General features: G+C 57.2%; 17 protein-coding genes. 12 read left to right on the top strand and 5 right to left on the bottom strand.

Annotated elements, in window-relative coordinates; genetic code table 11:
• Window positions 1–3 precede the first annotated feature (3 nt).
• The 12 genes from nrdH (at window position 4) to leuA (ending at window position 14,282) form a co-directional block, all read left to right on the top strand.
• Window positions 4–243, top strand: coding sequence for a glutaredoxin-like protein NrdH (gene nrdH, locus QMN93_RS11970; protein ID WP_033146356.1), 240 nt, complete (start codon window positions 4–6; stop codon window positions 241–243).
• Window positions 240–650, top strand: a complete 411-nt coding sequence (gene nrdI / locus QMN93_RS11965) for a class Ib ribonucleoside-diphosphate reductase assembly flavoprotein NrdI (protein ID WP_021241965.1) — start codon at window positions 240–242, stop codon at window positions 648–650. Before nrdH ends, nrdI begins: the two co-directional genes overlap by 4 nt.
• Window positions 623–2,767: a class 1b ribonucleoside-diphosphate reductase subunit alpha gene (gene nrdE / locus QMN93_RS11960; RefSeq protein WP_193139857.1), complete on the top strand. Its 2,145-nt coding sequence runs from the start codon at window positions 623–625 to the stop codon at window positions 2,765–2,767. The genes nrdI and nrdE overlap by 28 nt, the downstream gene beginning before the upstream one ends.
• 9 nt (window positions 2,768–2,776) lie before the next feature.
• Window positions 2,777–3,736: a class 1b ribonucleoside-diphosphate reductase subunit beta gene (gene nrdF, locus QMN93_RS11955; protein WP_048979798.1), complete on the top strand. Its 960-nt coding sequence runs from the start codon at window positions 2,777–2,779 to the stop codon at window positions 3,734–3,736.
• 331 nt (window positions 3,737–4,067) lie between these two features.
• Window positions 4,068–5,279, top strand: a complete 1,212-nt coding sequence (proV, locus tag QMN93_RS11950; protein ID WP_032660399.1) for a glycine betaine/L-proline ABC transporter ATP-binding protein ProV — start codon at window positions 4,068–4,070, stop codon at window positions 5,277–5,279.
• The gene (gene proW, locus QMN93_RS11945; RefSeq protein WP_193139859.1) at window positions 5,263–6,333 is read left to right on the top strand and encodes a glycine betaine/L-proline ABC transporter permease ProW; all 1,071 of its coding nucleotides are present in this window, start codon (window positions 5,263–5,265) and stop codon (window positions 6,331–6,333) included. Before proV ends, proW begins: the two co-directional genes overlap by 17 nt.
• A gap of 9 nt (window positions 6,334–6,342) precedes the next feature.
• Window positions 6,343–7,338 (top strand): glycine betaine/L-proline ABC transporter substrate-binding protein ProX, encoded by a 996-nt coding sequence (gene proX / locus QMN93_RS11940; RefSeq protein ID WP_045404718.1) that lies wholly within the window; start codon window positions 6,343–6,345, stop codon window positions 7,336–7,338.
• Window positions 7,339–7,552: 214 nt separating this feature from the next.
• Window positions 7,553–8,737: an MFS transporter gene (locus QMN93_RS11935; protein WP_045889178.1), complete on the top strand. Its 1,185-nt coding sequence runs from the start codon at window positions 7,553–7,555 to the stop codon at window positions 8,735–8,737.
• Window positions 8,738–9,050: 313 nt separating this feature from the next.
• Complete coding sequence (mprA, locus tag QMN93_RS11930) at window positions 9,051–9,581, top strand: transcriptional repressor MprA (protein ID WP_323619698.1); 531 nt, start codon at window positions 9,051–9,053, stop codon at window positions 9,579–9,581.
• A gap of 126 nt (window positions 9,582–9,707) precedes the next feature.
• Window positions 9,708–10,880 carry a multidrug efflux MFS transporter periplasmic adaptor subunit EmrA gene (emrA, locus tag QMN93_RS11925; protein WP_045909303.1) on the top strand — a complete coding sequence of 391 codons (1,173 nt, stop codon included), beginning with the start codon at window positions 9,708–9,710 and terminating at the stop codon, window positions 10,878–10,880.
• Between the two features lie 16 nt (window positions 10,881–10,896).
• Window positions 10,897–12,444 carry a multidrug efflux MFS transporter permease subunit EmrB gene (emrB, locus tag QMN93_RS11920; RefSeq protein WP_032660391.1) on the top strand — a complete coding sequence of 516 codons (1,548 nt, stop codon included), beginning with the start codon at window positions 10,897–10,899 and terminating at the stop codon, window positions 12,442–12,444.
• A 182-nt stretch (window positions 12,445–12,626) separates the two neighbouring features.
• Window positions 12,627–14,282, top strand: a complete 1,656-nt coding sequence (gene leuA / locus QMN93_RS11915) for a 2-isopropylmalate synthase (RefSeq protein WP_182382612.1) — start codon at window positions 12,627–12,629, stop codon at window positions 14,280–14,282.
• On the opposite strand, the gene QMN93_RS11910 is transcribed toward leuA, so the two are convergent.
• From QMN93_RS11910 to yqaB, 5 genes are all read right to left on the bottom strand, one after another.
• Window positions 14,269–15,033: a helix-turn-helix domain-containing protein gene (locus QMN93_RS11910; RefSeq protein WP_033146363.1), complete on the bottom strand. Its 765-nt coding sequence runs from the start codon at window positions 15,031–15,033 to the stop codon at window positions 14,269–14,271. The two genes, leuA and QMN93_RS11910, sit on opposite strands and share 14 nt — an antisense overlap.
• 54 nt (window positions 15,034–15,087) lie before the next feature.
• Window positions 15,088–15,603 (bottom strand): S-ribosylhomocysteine lyase, encoded by a 516-nt coding sequence (gene luxS / locus QMN93_RS11905; RefSeq protein WP_014884972.1) that lies wholly within the window; start codon window positions 15,601–15,603, stop codon window positions 15,088–15,090.
• A gap of 153 nt (window positions 15,604–15,756) precedes the next feature.
• The gene (gshA, locus tag QMN93_RS11900) at window positions 15,757–17,301 is read right to left on the bottom strand and encodes a glutamate--cysteine ligase (protein WP_069303220.1); all 1,545 of its coding nucleotides are present in this window, start codon (window positions 17,299–17,301) and stop codon (window positions 15,757–15,759) included.
• An 83-nt stretch (window positions 17,302–17,384) separates the two neighbouring features.
• A complete protein-coding gene (locus QMN93_RS11895; RefSeq protein ID WP_008499541.1) occupies window positions 17,385–17,813 on the bottom strand; it encodes a YqaA family protein in 429 nt (142 codons plus the stop codon).
• Window positions 17,810–18,376, bottom strand: a complete 567-nt coding sequence (gene yqaB / locus QMN93_RS11890; RefSeq protein WP_032648006.1) for a fructose-1-phosphate/6-phosphogluconate phosphatase — start codon at window positions 18,374–18,376, stop codon at window positions 17,810–17,812. The genes QMN93_RS11895 and yqaB overlap by 4 nt, the downstream gene beginning before the upstream one ends.
• Window positions 18,377–18,567: the final 191 nt, after the last annotated feature.

The following is an 18,567-nucleotide window of genomic DNA, read 5'->3' as shown; positions in this document are numbered from 1 at the left end:
ATCATGAGCATTATTATTTACACTCGTAACGATTGTGTTCAGTGCCACGCGACCAAACGGGCAATGGAAAGCCGTGGCGTGGCGTTTGAAATGGTGAATGTTGACCAGGTCCCCGAGGCCGCAGATACCCTGCGCAAGCAGGGTTTTCGTCAGCTTCCAGTGGTGGTCGCCGGGGAAACAAGCTGGTCTGGCTTCCGCCCGGACATGATTAACCGCCTGAGCGCTCAGGCCACCCGGGTATGAGTGGGCTGGTTTTCTTCTCCAGCAGCTCGGAAAACACGCTCCGCTTTATTGAGCGCGTCGGGCTGCCTGCGGTGCGCATTCCGCTGAACGAGCGGGAGCGGATACGGGTAGAGGAACCTTACATACTGGTGGTGCCCAGCTATGGTGGCGGCGGTACGGCAGGAGCCGTGCCTCGCCAGGTGATCCGCTTTCTGAACGATCCTCATAACCGCGGGCTAATCCGCGGCGTGATCGCGGCGGGGAATCGCAATTTCGGCGATGCCTTTGGCCGCGCCGGGGATGTCATTTCTCAAAAATGCGGCGTGCCGTATCTCTATCGTTTTGAGCTGATGGGGACACAGCAGGACGTCGAAAACGTGCGTAAAGGAGTGAACGAATTTTGGCAACGACAACCGCAGAACGGGTGATTCAGGCGACACCGGATTACCACGCATTAAACGCCATGCTTAACCTCTACGATCGGGAGGGGCGCATTCAGTTCGATAAAGATCGTGAGGCGGTGGACGCCTTTTTTGCCGCCCACGTGCGGCCCAACAGCGTGACGTTTGCGAGCCAGAATGAACGTCTCGACTATCTGGTTAACGAGGGCTACTACGACGCGCGCGTGCTCACCCGCTACGACCGCGACTTTGTGGTGAAGCTGTTTGAGCGCGCCCACGCCAGCGGCTTTCGTTTCCAGACCTTCCTCGGCGCGTGGAAGTACTACACCAGCTACACCCTGAAGACCTTTGACGGCAAGCGCTACTTAGAGAGCTTTGAAGATCGCGTGGCGATGGTGGCGCTAACCCTGGCGCAGGGTGATGAAGCGCTGGCGGAACAGCTCGCCGACGAGATCCTCTCCGGACGCTTCCAGCCCGCCACGCCGACCTTCCTCAACTGCGGCAAAGCCCAGCGCGGCGAGCTGGTCTCCTGCTTCCTGCTGCGTATCGAAGACAATATGGAGTCGATTGGCCGCGCGGTGAACTCGGCGCTGCAGCTTTCCAAACGCGGCGGCGGCGTGGCGTTTCTGCTCTCGAACCTGCGTGAAGCGGGCGCGCCGATCAAGCGCATCGAAAACCAGTCCTCCGGCGTGATCCCGGTGATGAAGATGCTGGAAGATGCCTTCTCCTATGCCAACCAGCTTGGCGCGCGTCAGGGCGCGGGCGCGGTTTACCTGCATGCGCATCATCCGGACATTCTGCGTTTTCTTGATACCAAACGCGAAAACGCCGACGAAAAAATTCGCATCAAAACCCTGTCGCTCGGCGTGGTGATCCCGGATATCGCCTTTAAGCTGGCTAAGGATAATGCCGAGATGGCGCTCTTCTCGCCATACGACATCGAGCGTATTTACGGCAAAGCGTTTGGCGACGTGGCCATCAGCGAACTTTATGACGAACTGGTGGCCGACGATCGCATTCGCAAAAAAAACATCAACGCCCGCGATTTCTTCCAGCGGCTGGCGGAGATCCAGTTTGAGTCCGGCTATCCGTACATCATGTATGAGGATACGGTGAACCGCGCGAACCCGATTGCCGGGCGTATCAACATGAGCAACCTGTGCTCGGAGATTTTGCAGGTCAACAGCGCGTCAGCCTACGACGAGAACCTGGACTACGCGGACATCGGCAAGGATATCTCCTGCAACCTCGGGTCGCTGAATATTGCCCACACCATGGATTCCCCCGACTTTGGCCGCACGGTGGAGACCGCCATTCGCGGGCTGACGGCGGTATCGGACATGAGCCACATCCGCAGCGTGCCGTCTATTGAAGCGGGCAACGCCGCATCGCACGCCATCGGGCTGGGGCAGATGAACCTGCACGGCTATCTGGCGCGGGAAGGCATCGCCTACGGCAGCCCGGAAGGGCTGGATTTCACCAACCTCTATTTCTACACCATTACCTGGCACGCGCTGCACACCTCGATGATGCTGGCGCGCGAGCGCAACCAGCGGTTCGCGGGCTTTGAGCAGTCCCGCTACGCCAGCGGGGAATATTTCAGCCAGTATCTGGAAGGCGACTGGCAGCCGAAAACCGAAAAAGTGCGCGAACTGTTTGCCCGCGCGGGGATTAACCTGCCGACGCGCGAGATGTGGCAGCAGCTGCGAGACGAGGTGATGCGCTACGGCATTTATAACCAGAACCTACAGGCCGTCCCGCCGACCGGATCGATTTCCTACATCAACCACGCCACGTCGAGCATTCACCCGATCGTGTCGAAAATTGAAATTCGTAAGGAAGGCAAAACCGGGCGCGTTTACTACCCTGCCCCGTTTATGACCAATGAGAACCTGGCGCTGTATCAGGACGCGTATGAGATCGGCCCGGAGAAAATCATCGATACCTACGCGGAGGCGACAAAACATGTGGATCAGGGGCTGTCGCTGACGCTGTTCTTCCCGGACACCGCCACCACGCGGGATATCAACAGAGCGCAAATCTACGCCTGGAAGAAAGGCATCAAAACGCTCTACTACATTCGCCTGCGCCAGCTTGCGCTGGAAGGCACCGAAATCGAAGGCTGCGTGTCCTGCGCGCTGTAAGGAGAAAGGATGAAACTGTCACGCGTGAGTGCCGTTAACTGGAACAAAATCCAGGACGATAAAGACCTGGAGGTATGGAACCGCCTGACCAGCAACTTCTGGCTGCCGGAAAAGGTTCCGCTCTCCAACGATATTCCGGCCTGGCAAACGCTCGGCCACGCCGAACAGCAGCTGACGATCCGCGTCTTTACTGGCCTGACGCTGCTGGACACCATTCAGAATACCGTCGGTGCACCGGCTCTGATGAGCGACGCGCTGACGCCGCACGAAGAGGCGGTGATGTCGAACATCAGCTTTATGGAGGCGGTGCATGCCCGCTCCTACAGCTCTATTTTCTCGACCCTGTGCCAGACCAAAGACGTGGACGCGGCCTACGCCTGGAGTGAAGAGAGCGAGTCACTACAGAGAAAGGCGGAGCTGGTTCTGGAATATTACCGCGCCGACGAGCCGCTGAAGAAGAAGATCGCCAGCGTGTTCCTGGAATCTTTTCTCTTCTATTCCGGCTTCTGGCTGCCCATGTACTGGTCGAGCCGGGGCAAGCTCACCAACACCGCCGATTTGATTCGGCTCATCATTCGCGATGAAGCGGTGCACGGGTATTACATTGGCTATAAGTATCAGAAAGGGCTGGAGAAAATCAGCGAGGCGAAGCGCGAGGAGCTTAAAGGCTTTGCGCTCGATTTGCTGATGGATCTGTACGACAACGAGCTGAGCTATACGGAGGAACTCTACGCCGGCACCGGCTGGGAGGACGATGTGAAGGCCTTCCTCTGCTACAACGCCAACAAGGCGCTGATGAACCTGGGCTACGACGCGCTTTTCCCGCCGGAGATGGCGGAGGTGAACCCGGCGATTCTGGCCGCGCTGTCGCCCAATGCCGACGAAAACCACGATTTCTTCTCGGGATCGGGCTCATCGTATGTGATGGGCAAAGCGGTGGAAACCGAGGATGAAGACTGGGATTTTTAATGAACGCTAACGTTCGTTAATTTAATATAAACCCAACAATTTCCACTCTAATATTTACAAAACAACTACACTGTAATTTCCACGTCATATTCGCCTGAATCATTCCGGTTCAGGCGAAATTTCCCGACGCAGCAGCAAAAAATTGAGAAAAATTCAAACCGCCCTCAGCCCTTTATTCATGGGAAATTCAGCCGTTTCGCTTACTTCAAAATTCCGCCCTTAGCCCGACTCAGGGTTGTCTCAGATTCTCAGTATGTTAGGGTTATGCCCGTTAACAATTTACCATGGTAATCATATCGGCATAAACAAATAACAGGACACTCTCTATTGCATGGCAATTAAATTAGAAGTGAAAAATCTTTATAAAGTATTTGGCGAGCACCCGCAGCGCGCATTCAAATATATTGAGAAAGGCCTAACGAAAGAGCAAATTCTGGAAAAAACCGGGCTATCGCTTGGCGTTAAAGACGCCAGTCTGGCCATTGAAGAAGGCGAGATTTTTGTCATCATGGGATTATCCGGTTCGGGTAAATCCACTATGGTTCGCCTTCTCAATCGCCTGATTGAACCCACCCGCGGGCAGGTGCTGATTGACGGCGTGGATATCGCCAGAATATCAGACGCAGAGCTTCGCGAGGTGCGCAGAAAGAAGATCGCAATGGTGTTCCAGTCGTTCGCGCTGATGCCGCACATGACGGTGCTGGATAATACCGCTTTCGGCATGGAATTAGCCGGCACGCCGGCTCAGGAACGTCAGGAAAAAGCCCTTGATGCACTGCGTCAGGTCGGGCTGGAAAATTATGCGCATGCGTACCCGGATGAACTTTCCGGCGGTATGCGTCAGCGCGTGGGATTAGCCCGTGCATTAGCCATTAATCCAGACATATTATTAATGGATGAAGCCTTCTCCGCCCTCGATCCGTTAATTCGCACCGAGATGCAGGATGAGCTGGTAAAATTACAGGCTAAACATCAGCGAACGATTGTCTTTATTTCCCACGATCTGGATGAAGCCATGCGTATTGGCGACCGCATTGCCATTATGCAAAACGGTGAAGTGGTGCAGGTCGGCACGCCGGATGAAATTCTCAATAATCCGGCGAACGATTATGTCCGCACCTTCTTCCGCGGCGTGGATATTAGCCAGGTCTTTAGCGCCAAAGATATTGCCCGCCGAACGCCAAACGGCATTATCCGTAAAACGCCAGGCTTCGGCCCGCGCTCGGCGCTGAAGCTGCTGCAGGATGAAGACCGTGAATACGGTTATCTGGTTGAACGCGGCAATAAATTTGTTGGCATTGTCTCCATCGACTCCCTGAAAACGGCTCTCACTGAGAACCAGGGAATCGATGCGGCGTTAATTGACGCTCCGCTTGCCGTGGACGCCGAAACGCCGCTCAGCGAGTTGCTCTCTCACGTGGGCCAGGCGCCGTGCGCCGTGCCGGTCGTGGGTGAGGAACAACAGTACGTCGGCATCATCTCAAAAAGGATGCTGCTGCAGGCTTTAGATCGCGAGGGGGCAAACAATGACAGATCAATCTAACCCGTGGGGCGCCACTGAGGCAGCGGACAGCGCTGCGCAATCCGCCGACGCGTGGGGTTCCACGCCAGCGCCGACCGATGGCGGCGGCGCGGCAGACTGGCTCAACAGCGCACCCGCGCCTGCGCCAGAACACTTCAACATCATGGATCCGTTCCATAAAACGCTGATCCCGCTGGACAGCTGGGTCACAGAGGGGATCGACTGGGTGGTCACGCACTTCCGTCCGGTCTTCCAGGGGATCCGCGTCCCGGTGGATTACATCCTGAACGGCTTCCAGCAGCTGATGCTGGGCATGCCGGCGCCGGTGGCGATTATCCTGTTCTCCCTGATCGCCTGGCAGTTCGGTAGCGCGGGCATGGGGGTCGCCACGCTGATCTCTCTGATCGCTATCGGCGCGATTGGCGCGTGGTCGCAGGCGATGATCACCCTGGCGCTGGTGCTGACCGCCCTGCTCTTTTGCATTGTCATCGGCCTGCCGATGGGGATCTGGCTGGCGCGCAGCCCGCGGGCAGCGAAGATAATTCGCCCGCTGCTGGATGCGATGCAGACTACCCCGGCGTTCGTCTATCTGGTGCCTATCGTGATGCTGTTCGGCATCGGCAACGTGCCGGGGGTGGTAGTGACCATTATCTTCGCCCTGCCGCCGATTATTCGTCTGACCATTCTGGGGATTAACCAGGTACCTGCGGACCTGATCGAAGCGTCACGCTCGTTCGGCGCCAGCCCGCGCCAGATGCTGTTTAAGGTTCAGCTCCCGCTGGCGATGCCGACCATCATGGCGGGCGTTAACCAGACGCTGATGCTGGCCCTGTCGATGGTGGTGATCGCCTCGATGATCGCCGTTGGCGGTCTGGGTCAGATGGTGCTGCGCGGCATTGGCCGTCTCGATATGGGGCTGGCCACCGTCGGCGGCGTCGGCATTGTGATCCTCGCCATTATCCTTGACCGCCTGACCCAGGCCGTCGGTCGTGATTCACGCAGTCGCGGCAACCGTCGCTGGTATACCACCGGCCCTGTCGGGTTACTCACCCGCCCTTTCACGAAATCAAAATAAGGAACAACGATGCGACATAACGTACTTTTTGCCACAGCGTTTGCCACCCTTGTCTCCACCAGCGCGTTTGCGGCTGACCTGCCTGGCAAAGGCATTACCGTACAGCCGGTGCAGAGCACCATTTCGGAAGAGAGCTTCCAGACCCTGATCGTCAGCCGCGCGCTGGAGAAGCTGGGCTACACGGTTAACACGCCGAGCGAAGTAGATTACAACGTGGGCTACACCTCGATTGCCTCCGGTGACGCCACCTTTACCGCCGTCAACTGGCAGCCGCTGCACGACGACATGTATGCCGCCGCCGGTGGCGACAAGAAATTCTATCGCGAGGGGACCTTCGTGACGGGTGCGGCGCAGGGGTATCTGATTGACAAGAAAACTGCGGACCAGTACCACATCACCAATATTGAACAGCTGAAAGATCCGAAGATCGCCAAACTGTTCGACACCAACGGTGACGGCAAGGCCGACATGATGGGCTGCTCGCCGGGGTGGGGCTGTGAAGCGGTAATTAACCACCAGAACAAAGCTTTCGATCTGGCGAAAACGGTCGACGTAAGCCACGGCAACTACTCCGCGATGATGGCCGACACCATTGCCCGCTTCAAAGAGGGGAAACCGGTGATCTACTACACCTGGACGCCGTACTGGGTAAGCGACGTGCTGAAGCCGGGCAAAGACGTGGTGTGGCTGCAGGTGCCGTTCTCCTCCCTGCCGGGCGAGCAGAAGGATATCGACACAAAACTGCCGAACGGCATGAACTACGGCTTCCCGGTGAACACCATGCATATCGTGGCCAACAAAGCCTGGGCGGAGAAAAACCCGGCGGCGGCGAAGCTGTTCTCGGTAATGAAGCTGCCGCTGGCGGACATCAATGCCCAGAACGCAATGATGCATGCAGGCAAATCGTCTGAAGCGGATGTGAAAGGCCACGTTGACGGCTGGATCAAAGCCCACCAGCAGCAGTTTGACGGCTGGGTGAAAGAGGCGCTTGAAGCGCAGAAGTAAAAACAAAACCCTACCCCTCACCCTAACCCTCTCCCAGAGGGAGAGGGGACGATGACCTCCCTCTCCCCTTGGGAGAGGGCCGGGGTGAGGGGATCAAACCGCACAATCCCCCTAAACCGCACAATACATCACCCAACAATCCCCCAACTTTCACAATCATTAGCTATTATGGTTTCCGGAAAAATAATCACTCAACTAACGATTCCTGAAACTAATGACAAAAACAACTCAAGGGCTTAGCCCCGCACTCATCCTTTTAATGTCCGTGGCAACGGGTCTGGCGGTCGCCAGCAACTATTACGCACAACCCCTTCTCGACACCATCGCACGCGCGTTCAATCTCTCCGCCAGCTCTGCAGGCTTTATCGTTACCGCTGCACAGCTGGGCTATGCCGCCGGGCTGCTGTTCCTGGTGCCGCTCGGCGATATGTTTGAACGCCGAATGCTGATCGTCTCCATGACCCTGCTGGCCGCCGGTGGGATGCTGATCACCGCCAGCAGCCAGTCGCTGACGATGATGATCGTCGGAACCGCGCTTACCGGGCTGTTCTCCGTGGTGGCGCAAATCCTGGTCCCGCTCGCCGCGACCCTCGCCTCTCCGGAAAAACGCGGCAAGGTGGTGGGCACCATCATGAGCGGCCTGCTGCTGGGGATTTTGCTGGCGCGTACCGTTGCCGGGCTGCTGGCAAGCCTCGGCGGCTGGCGCACCGTATACTGGGTGGCGAGCGTGCTGATGGTCGTCATGGCGCTGGCGCTGTGGCGCGGGCTGCCAAAAGTGAAGCAGGAAAACCACCTGAACTATCCTCAGCTGCTGGCCTCCGTTTTCAGCCTGTTTACGCAGGACAAGCTTCTGCGCACCCGCGCCCTGCTGGGCTGTTTCACCTTCGCTAACTTCAGCATTCTCTGGACGTCAATGGCGTTTCTGCTGGCCGCGCCGCCGTTCAATTATTCCGAAGGGGTGATTGGCCTGTTCGGCCTGGCCGGTGCCGCAGGCGCGCTGGGCGCACGCCCCGCTGGCGGGCTGGCCGACAAGGGCAAATCCCACCTGACCACCTCAGCAGGGCTGGTTTTACTTCTGCTCTCCTGGGCGGCGATCTGGTACGGACACATCTCGGTGCTGGCGCTGATCGTCGGTATCCTGGTGCTCGATCTCACCGTTCAGGGCGTTCACATCACCAATCAGACCGTCATCTATCGCGTGAAGCCAGAGGCGCGTAACCGCCTGACGGCCGGATACATGACCAGCTACTTCATCGGCGGCGCAGCGGGTTCGCTTATTTCAGCGTCGGCGTGGCAGCATGCGGGCTGGTCGGGGGTATGCGCGATCGGGGCCATCGTCGCCACTCTCAACCTGCTAGTATGGTGGCGCGGTTATCACCGTCAGGATGCAATTAACTAACATTTACATTGAGTTGGCCTCTTAGGGTGTTAAGAGGCCCTTCACTCTGTTAATGTAAACGTAATCATTTATCCCAGAAATTTTAATGTGGGTGACATATTTACAATCGGCATGAATAGTTCAGACCCCCGTCCTCACATCCTCTCTTCAGCGGGTTCACACCCAACGCTTTCTGTGCTCACCGGGTCACGGACTTACCCGGCGCTTTCTGATGGTGACATAAGTTTGGCGGATATAACCGCACAAATAATTCATTTACATTATTTGTCACTATCGTTACTATATCGGCTGTAATTAATGAGGTTATGCCCAAATGGATAGTTCGTTTACGCCCATTGAACAAATGCTTAAATTCCGCGCCAGTCGCCATGAGGACTTCCCGTATCAGGAAATCCTGCTGACTCGCCTGTGCATGCACATGCAGGGTAAGCTACTGGAAAACCGTAATAAAATGCTGAAAGCTCAAGGGATTAACGAGACGTTGTTTATGGCGTTGATTACGCTGGAGTCTCAGGAAAATCACAGCATTCAGCCTTCCGAACTGAGCTGCGCGCTGGGCTCCTCCCGTACCAATGCGACCCGTATTGCCGATGAACTCGAAAAGTGCGGCTGGATTGAGCGCCGTGAAAGCGACAACGATCGCCGCTGCCTGCATCTGCAACTGACCGATAAAGGTCACCAGTTCCTGCGCGAGGTACTGCCACCTCAGCACAATTGCCTGCACAAACTCTGGTCTGTCCTCAGCACCGCCGAGCGCGACCAGCTTGAGCACATCACTCGCAAGCTGCTCACCCGTCTGGACCAGATGGATGAAGACGGCGCCGTTCTTGAGGCGCTGCGCTAACGCGACGACACGCTCACCATTCCAGATTCATAAGAAAACCGACAGGCCAGCACGTCACAGTGCTGGCCTTTCTGACAACAGGTCGGCTCAGCCGATGTGAAAATAAGAAGATCGTGGAGAACAACAATGAGCGCAAATGCGGAGAGCACTACCCCGCAGCAACCGGCCAACAAGAAAGGCAAACGTAAGAGCGCCCTTCTTCTGTTGACCTTGCTCTTTATCATTATTGCCGTGGCATATGGGATCTATTGGTTTTTAGTACTGCGTCATGCTGAAGAGACTGACGACGCGTACGTGGCAGGGAACCAGGTACAAATTATGGCGCAGGTGTCGGGCAGCGTGACGAAAGTCTGGGCTGACAATACCGACTTTGTGCAAAAAGGCGATGTGTTGGTGACCCTCGATCCAACCGACGCCCAGCAGGCGTTTGAAAAAGCACAGACCGCGCTGGCCTCCAGCGTCCGTCAGACCCGCCAGCTGATGATCAACAGCAAACAGCTGCAGGCCAACATCGACGTGCAGAAAACGGCGCTGGCGCAGGCGCAGAGCGACCTGAACCGCCGCGTACCGCTCGGCACCGCCAACCTGATTGGCCGTGAAGAGTTGCAGCACGCCCGCGATGCCGTTGCCAGCGCTCAGGCACAGCTGGATGTGGCGATTCAACAGTACAACGCCAACCAGGCGATGGTGCTGGGCACCAGTCTGGAAAACCAGCCTGCCGTACAGCAGGCGGCGACCGAAGTGCGCAACGCGTGGCTTGCCCTGCAGCGTACCAAAATCGTCAGCCCGATGACCGGCTATGTCTCCCGTCGTTCCGTCCAGCCAGGGGCGCAGATTAGCCCAACCACGCCGCTGATGGCGGTCGTGCCGGCAGACAATCTGTGGGTAGACGCCAACTTTAAAGAGACGCAGCTTGCCCATATGCGTATCGGCCAGACCGCGACGGTTGTCAGCGACATCTATGGCGATGACGTGAAGTACACCGGTAAAGTGGTTGGTCTGGACATGGGGACCGGCAGCGCCTTCTCCCTGTTGCCTGCGCAAAACGCCACCGGTAACTGGATCAAAGTGGTTCAGCGTCTGCCCGTGCGTATTGAGCTGGATGCCAAACAGCTGGCGGATCACCCGCTGCGTATCGGCCTCTCTACGCTGGTAACGGTCGACACCGCCAACCGCGACGGTCAGATCCTGGCAAGCCAGGTGCGCAGCAGCCCGGCTTATGAAAGTAACGCCCGTGAAATTAGCCTCGATCCGGTCAACAAGCTGATCGATGACATCGTGAAGGCAAACGCCGGTTAATCCGAAGGTGAGCGTTATGCAACAGCAAAAGCCGCAAAAACCGCTGGAAGGCGCGCAGCTGGTCATCATGACCATCGCGCTGTCGCTGGCGACATTCATGCAGGTGCTGGACTCCACCATCGCAAACGTGGCGATCCCGACCATCGCCGGTAACCTTGGCTCGTCGCTGAGCCAGGGGACCTGGGTCATTACCTCGTTTGGGGTGGCAAACGCCATCTCCATTCCGATTACCGGCTGGCTGGCAAAGCGCGTCGGTGAAGTGAAGTTGTTCCTCTGGTCAACGGTATTGTTCGTTCTTGCCTCCTGGGCGTGCGGCATGTCCAGCAGCCTGACGATGCTGATTTTCTTCCGCGTCATTCAGGGGATTGTCGCCGGGCCGCTGATCCCGCTGTCGCAGAGCTTACTGCTGAACAACTACCCGCCAGCCAAACGCTCGATTGCGCTGGCGCTGTGGTCAATGACCGTGATTGTCGCGCCGATTTGCGGGCCTATCTTAGGCGGCTATATCAGCGACAACTATCACTGGGGCTGGATCTTCTTCATCAACGTACCGATTGGCGCCCTCGTGGTAATGCTGACGCTCCAGTCGCTGCGCGGCAGAGAAACCCGGACGGAACAGCGGCGTATCGACGCCATTGGTCTGGCACTGCTGGTTGTCGGCATCGGTAGCCTGCAGGTCATGCTCGACCAGGGCAAAGAGCTGGACTGGTTCAATTCCCGGGAGATCATCATCCTGACGATTGTCGCGGTGGTGTCGCTGAGCTTCCTGATTGTCTGGGAGCTGACGGACGATAACCCGATAGTCGACCTGTCGCTGTTTAAGTCGCGAAACTTCACCATAGGCTGTCTGTGTATCAGCCTCGCCTACATGCTCTACTTCGGCGCGATTGTACTGCTGCCGCAGCTGTTGCAGGAGGTATACGGCTACACCGCAACCTGGGCAGGTTTAGCCTCGGCGCCGGTTGGATTGATTCCGGTTCTGCTGTCGCCGATTATTGGCCGCTTCGCCCACAAGCTCGACATGCGCCGGCTGGTGACGTTCAGCTTTATCATGTACGCCGTGTGCTTCTACTGGCGCGCGTATACGTTCGAACCGGGAATGGACTTTGGCGCGTCCGCGTGGCCGCAGTTTATTCAGGGCTTTGCCGTGGCGTGCTTCTTTATGCCACTGACCACCATCACGCTTTCCGGTTTACCGCCTGAGCGCATGGCGGCCGCATCGAGCCTGTCGAACTTTACGCGAACGCTGGCGGGCTCGATAGGTACGTCGATCACCACCACCCTGTGGACGAACCGTGAATCGATGCACCATGCGCAGCTGACCGAAGCGGTGAACCCGTTCAACCCGAACTCTCAGCAGATGTACAACCAGCTGCAGGGAATGGGTATGACGGAACAGCAGGCGTCCGGCTGGATTGCCCAGCAGATCACCAATCAGGGTCTGATTATCTCCGCCAACGAGATTTTCTGGATATCGGCGGGGATCTTTATCGTCCTGCTGGGGCTGGTATGGTTTGCTAAACCACCGTTTGGCGCCGGTAGCGGCGGCGGTGGCGCGCACTAGTCCTGTGACAGTTGCCCGGTGGCGCTTCGCTTACCGGGCCTACGAACGTAGGCCGGATAAGGCGTAGCCGCCATCCGGCAAAAAACCGCACCGTGTCCAGAACGCGACAGCGATTGACAGTTTCGATAAAGCAGCGCTCCTGAAATCAATTCACGATAGTGAAAAGACAACAGGAGCGCATCATGCTGAACACACCCGCCGACAAGTACCAACCCTATCCAACCCTTTTTCTGCCCGACCGCCGCTGGCCGGAGCAACGCATTACCCGCGCGCCGCGCTGGCTCTCCACCGACCTGCGCGACGGCAACCAGGCCCTTGCCGAGCCGATGGACAGCACCCGCAAGCTGCAGTTCTGGGACCTGCTGCTGGGCTGCGGATTCAAAGAAATTGAGGTGGCTTTCCCATCCGCCTCGCAGACCGACTTCAACTTCGTTCGCCAGCTGATTGAAGAGAACCGCATCCCGGATGACGTCACGATTCAGGTATTAACCCAGGCGCGGGAAGATCTCATCCATCGCACTTTCGAATCCCTGCGCGGTGCGAAACAGGCCACCGTCCATCTGTATAACGCCACCGCCCCGCTGTTCCGCCGCCTGGTGTTCGGCATGGAAAAAGCGCAAATCGTTGAGCTGGCGACGCGATCCACGCGGCTAATTCGTCAGCTGTGTGAAGAGAACCCGGACACCCGCTGGCAGTATGAGTATTCCCCGGAGACCTTCTGCTTTACCGAGCCGGAGTTTGCGCTGGAGATTTGTGAAGCCGTGGCGGAGATCTGGCAGCCGTGCGACGAACGGCCCATGGTGATCAACTTACCGGCCACCGTCGAAGTGAGCACGCCGAACGTCTATGCCGACCAGATCGAGTATTTCTGTCGCCACTTCAGCCGCCGCCGGGATGTCTGCATCAGCGTACATCCGCATAACGACCGCGGTACCGGCGTCGCCAGCGCCGAGCTGGCCGTGATGGCGGGGGCAGACCGCGTGGAGGGCTGTCTGTTTGGTAACGGCGAGCGCACGGGCAACGTCTGCCTGGTGACGCTGGCGATGAACCTCTACAGCCAGGGCATCAGCCCGAATCTCGACTTTAGCGATATGAACCGGATCGTGGAAGTGGTGGAAGTCTGCAACCAGCTGCCGGTGCATCCGCGCCACCCGTGGGCAGGCCGGCTGGCCTATACCGCCTTCTCCGGCTCGCACCAGGATGCGATCAAAAAAGGCTTTGATGCCCGCAGGCCTGGCGATCGCTGGGAGATGCCGTATCTGCCCGTCGATCCGCAGGATATCGGCTGCACCTACGAAGCGGTGATCCGCGTCAACAGCCAGTCAGGGAAAAGCGGCAGCGCGTGGCTCATCGAACAGAATCATGGTCTGAAATTACCTCGCGCCCTGCAGCAGGATTTCAGCCAGCACGTGCAGCAGGAAACCGATCGCCACGGAAAAGAGATGACGCAGAATGCGCTGTGGCAGCTGTTCCGCACCCGCTACGGGCTGGTAGCCACGCCGCAGTTTGCGCTGCAATCCTACCGCAGCGACAGCCAGCAGGACGGCCAGCTGCGTTTGACGGCAAGCATCGCTACGCAGGGGGGATCGCGTCAGCTGGAAGGTCAGGGTAACGGTCTGCTCTCCGCCGCCGCTCAAGGCTTAAGCCGCTGGATCAGCGCCCCGTTCGTGATTAAGGATTATCACGAGCATACGTTAGGCGAACGCAGCGACAGCCGCTCGGTGGCCTACATCCGCTGCCTGTTCCAGGACGGGAGCAGCCGCTGGGGCGTGGGCATCGACAGCGACGTGGCGCGCGCGTCGCTTCAGGCGCTTTTAAACGCCGTCAGTCGTTCTTAAAGTAATCGCTGGGTGAGACGCCCATTACCCGGCGGAACATCGCCGTAAAGGCGCTGTGGCTGCCGTAACCCAGATCCAGCGCCACGCGTAGTACCGGCTGGCCCTGCGCCAGCCGCACTAAGGCTTCCAGCAGGCGCGCCCTTCTCAACCACTCGCCGTAGCTTAATCCCGTCTGCTGCTGAAAATGGCGGTTCAGGGTGCGTTCGCTCATGTTCATCATGCTCGCGGCCTGCGCGCTGCTCCAGCTCTCCCCCGCGTTTTGCCGGATTTGCAGACACAGGTGACGTAACGCCTCGCCTTCCGGCTCCGGCAGGTGAAACGGCAGCACCGGCATGGTGCGGATTTCATCGAGAATGAGTTCATAGACGCGTTCATCCCGGCTGCCGGGCGAGTACGATTCAGGTAAAGCAAGGGAGACGAGGATCAGCTCGCGCAACAGCGGCGCGATCTGCACGATCTGACAGGTGGCCGGGAGATCGGCCCGCGCCAGCGGATCGATAAACAGCGTTCGCGCCGCCACGTTGCCGGTGATGCGAAGCGAGTGGCGGGTCCCCGCTGGTAGCCAGACGCCGCGACCGGGAGGAACAACCCAACAGCCCGAAGCCGTATCGACCCGTACCACGCCGCTCAGGGTGTGCAACAGCTGCGCGCAGTCGTGCTCATGCCACGGCTCGCTGTCACCATGAGCGTAATCATGGGCAAACGGAACGAGGGGACGATGGGTAAAGGAGAATGTTGAGGTTGTGGTCATGGGGTTAAACCACCCTCACCCTACCCTCTCCCGGAGGGAGAGGGAAAAGGTGCACTAGATGTGCAGTTCCTGCAGTTTTTCTTTTGGCAGGGCCAGCTCTTCGTTGCTGTTCACGCGAACATCACGCTCGATGATGTGACGCGCGATGTCCTGCGCTTCTTCCAGAGAGTGCATCTGGTAAGTACCGCACTGGTAAACGTTCAGCTCAGGGATCTGGTTCTGCTCTTTCACCTTCAGCACGTCTTCCATCGCCGCTTTCCACGCATCAGCGACGCGTTTCTCTTCTGGCTGGCCAATCAGGCTCATGTAGAAACCGGTACGGCAGCCCATCGGAGAGATGTCGATGATCTCAACGCCGTTGCCGTTCAGATGGTCACGCATGAAACCGGCGAACAGGTGTTCCAGGGTATGAATGCCTTTCTCTGGCATCACTTCTTTATTTGGCACGCAGAAACGCAGATCGAAGACGGTGATCGTGTCGCCGTGCGGGGTGTGCATGGTCTTCGCCACGCGTACTGCAGGTGCTTCCATACGGGTATGGTCGACAGTAAAGCTATCTAATAACGGCATACGTCACCTCCGATAGTGATTTTTTTTAAAATAAACTGAACTCTTCTACAGAATGCACGTCTGAGTATATGAAAGACGCGCATTTGTTATCATCATCCCTGAATTCAGAGATGTATATTTTGGCCACAGCGATGTGGCCTTTTTCTTTTCTGCTTAAGCCTGCTTCGCCAGAAACGCCTCAAACGACTCGGTATCCGCCGCTTCAACCTCTTTCTGACGCACCACGGACGCATCGCGTTCCGCGACAAAATCCGCTTCGCTCAGCACTTCTAACGGCTCCTGCATCAGCATCTCGCGGTACTCCGCTGAGAGTGAACGCCCGGTGCCGCCAATGCCCCGATCGATCATAGAACGCAGAATACGCGCTGAGAACGTCAGTTCCGGATTATCAAAACATTCCACCAGCTGGTCGCAGATCTGTTGATACGCGTCGCCGCCGTCAATGCTGTCCATTGTGCGGGCAACACGCTTCAGATCGCGGAACAGATCTTTGCCGACTTTGGTCAGCGGGAACTGTGCCGTTTCGCAGCCGATACCCAGCGTCAGGCCCGGCTTACGCCCTTCCAGAATCACGCGATTCCAGTTTGTACGGGTGCAGAGCAGTTCGTCTGAACTCATTTCCGGCGCATCCGCCAGCACGCACCAGACCATAAACAGATCCAGGAAGCGAATCTGCTGCTCATCAACGCCAATCGGTGAGAACGGGTTGATATCCAGCGAACGCACTTCAATGTATTCGATCCCGCCGCGCTGCAGCGCATCCGACGGGGTTTCACCGCTGCGCGTTACGCGCTTAGGACGAATAGGCGCATACAGCTCGTTTTCAATCTGCAGCACATTGCTGTTGATTTGCAGGCGCTTGCCGTCTTTTTCGAGGCCGATTTTCTCGTACTCTTCCGACGGGGTTTTGATCGCCCGCTTCAATCCTGCCACATATTCGTGCAATTCGTTAAACGTAATACCGAGATTGCTTTGCGATTTATTGGTATAACCGAGATCGCTCAGGCGCAGAGAGGTGGCGTACGGGAGATAGTACATTCCGCACTCGGTCTTCTCGAACGGCAGCGTGGTCGGTTTCCCCTGCAGGAACGAAGAACAGATCGCCGGGGAGGCACCAAACAGATACGGGATCACCCAGCCGAAACGGTAATAGTTGCGGATCAGGCGGAAGTAGCCTTCAGAGATCGCGTCTTTATCCGTTTCACCGCATTTCGCCTGCCAGAACGCCATTGGCAGCGAGAAGTTGTAATGCACGCCCGAGATCGTCTGCATCAACGCGCCGTACCGGTTTTTCAGCCCTTCGCGATAGAGCGTTTTCAGCCGGCCGATATTTGACGTGCCGTACTGCGCCAGCTCAATCTCCTGGCCCTGCTCGATATAGCACGGCATGCTGAGGGGCCACATACGTTCGTCGCCCATGTTGCGCGCGGTGTAGCGATGGATATCGCGCATGATCGTCAGCATATGATCAATATCACCCTCTACTGGCGTGATGAACTCCAGCAGTGCCTCAGCGAAATCGGTTGTGATCCATTTATGTGTCAGCGCCGAGCCTAACGCCTTCGGGTGACCCGTCGTCGCTAAGCTACCGTCCGCGTTAACGCGCAGCGTTTCACGCTCAAGACCACGCTGAATACCCTTCAATGCCTGAGGGTGGTTTTCCAGCCAGGCCAGCGCCTGAGATACGTCCGGGATCAAATTGACCTCCCGCCTGTCAAAGTAATGTTACTCAGCATAATTGTAATGGTTGACGATTGAAGGTCGCGTATTCATTCCACCAATTAGTGCCACCACGTCATACCCTGTAGTGTTGCCCACGCCACGAGAACATAGCGCAACGCCTTGCCAAGGCACAAAAAAAAGAGCACCGGTCCCCAGGAGATGCGCATCCATCCCGCCAGCAGACACAGTAAATCGCCTATTACAGGCATCCAGCTTAATAACAGCGTGGCAGCGCCATAGCGTTTTAGCCAGCCGACTGCCTTTTCCTGCCAGCGCGATTTTTCGCGCAGCGGAAAGAAACGCCCAAGAATAACGTTAGTCAGCCCTCCAAGGCTATTACCCATTGTTGCTATTAATACAAGCAGCCAGGGCTGACTCACGCCGGACAACAGCATCGCCACCAGCACCACTTCCGAATTTCCCGGTAACAGCGTGGCGCTTAAAAAACTGCTGGCGAATAATGAAGCAAGTGACAGCGCGTCACTCACAGTAAGCGCACATCCACCGCATCCATTCCGGCATCACGCGCGGCCTGAATGCCGAAATCGGCGTCTTCAAACACGACACATTTTGCCGCCGGGACGCCCATTAATTCTGCGCAAAGCAGGAAGGTGTCCGGTGCGGGCTTGTGATGTTTAACATGATCGGCGGCGACCACGGCAGAAAAATAGTGGCGCAGGCCAAGATGGTTGAGCAAAGCTTCTGCAATCGCGCTTTCGCTCCCGGTTCCTACCGACATCGGACGGCGCCCGTGCCACTCTTTTACCACATCAATAAGCGGCAGAGGGCGCACGGTATCTAAAAGCATGGCTTTTACCGCATCGGTTTTTTCGCGCGCGAGCAGATGCGGGTCGAGATCGGCCTGATTCAGTTCAATCACGGCCTGCGCAATACGCCAGGTGGGGGATCCGTTGAGGGCAATCATCGCCTGAAGATCGAAACGCATTCCGTAGCGGCCCAGGACGTCAGTCCAGGCTTGACGATGCGTGGGTTCGGTATCCAGGAGAGTGCCGTCCATATCGAAGATCAAACCGTCATACTGTGCGTACATCGTGCTCTCGCTAAACGATTAACAAAGCATTACTTTATCGTAAATGGTGATTTTTGTCGCTGACTGAGAGTGTGATTACTGACGGAACGTCGAAGGAATAAACAAAGAAGGAAAAGATGGTGCATCCGGGAGGATTCGAACCTCCGACCGCTCGGTTCGTAGCCGAGTACTCTATCCAGCTGAGCTACGGA

Origin of the sequence: Enterobacter sp. R-1.6.2, from assembly GCF_035064085.1 — a bacterium.
In the GTDB taxonomy this organism is placed as follows: domain Bacteria; phylum Pseudomonadota; class Gammaproteobacteria; order Enterobacterales; family Enterobacteriaceae; genus Enterobacter; species Enterobacter asburiae_B.
Note: the sequence above shows the minus strand (reverse complement) of the source record. Positions and strands in the feature narration are given on the sequence as shown.

Excerpts from the sequence above, each read along its gene's own strand:
- proW (WP_193139859.1), top strand. The coding sequence starts at position 5,263 with ATGACAGATCAATCTAACCCGTGGGGCGCCACTGAGGCAGCGGACAGC.
- nrdH (WP_033146356.1), top strand. The coding sequence starts at position 4 with ATGAGCATTATTATTTACACTCGTAACGATTGTGTTCAGTGCCACGCG.
- emrA (WP_045909303.1), top strand. The coding sequence starts at position 9,708 with ATGAGCGCAAATGCGGAGAGCACTACCCCGCAGCAACCGGCCAACAAG.
- nrdF (WP_048979798.1), top strand. The coding sequence starts at position 2,777 with ATGAAACTGTCACGCGTGAGTGCCGTTAACTGGAACAAAATCCAGGAC.
- emrB (WP_032660391.1), top strand. The coding sequence starts at position 10,897 with ATGCAACAGCAAAAGCCGCAAAAACCGCTGGAAGGCGCGCAGCTGGTC.
- leuA (WP_182382612.1), top strand. The coding sequence starts at position 12,627 with ATGCTGAACACACCCGCCGACAAGTACCAACCCTATCCAACCCTTTTT.
- luxS (WP_014884972.1), bottom strand. The coding sequence starts at position 15,603 with ATGCCGTTATTAGATAGCTTTACTGTCGACCATACCCGTATGGAAGCA.
- mprA (WP_323619698.1), top strand. The coding sequence starts at position 9,051 with ATGGATAGTTCGTTTACGCCCATTGAACAAATGCTTAAATTCCGCGCC.
- proV (WP_032660399.1), top strand. The coding sequence starts at position 4,068 with ATGGCAATTAAATTAGAAGTGAAAAATCTTTATAAAGTATTTGGCGAG.
- proX (WP_045404718.1), top strand. The coding sequence starts at position 6,343 with ATGCGACATAACGTACTTTTTGCCACAGCGTTTGCCACCCTTGTCTCC.
- QMN93_RS11910 (WP_033146363.1), bottom strand. The coding sequence starts at position 15,033 with ATGACCACAACCTCAACATTCTCCTTTACCCATCGTCCCCTCGTTCCG.
- nrdI (WP_021241965.1), top strand. The coding sequence starts at position 240 with ATGAGTGGGCTGGTTTTCTTCTCCAGCAGCTCGGAAAACACGCTCCGC.
- QMN93_RS11935 (WP_045889178.1), top strand. The coding sequence starts at position 7,553 with ATGACAAAAACAACTCAAGGGCTTAGCCCCGCACTCATCCTTTTAATG.
- yqaB (WP_032648006.1), bottom strand. The coding sequence starts at position 18,376 with ATGTACGCACAGTATGACGGTTTGATCTTCGATATGGACGGCACTCTC.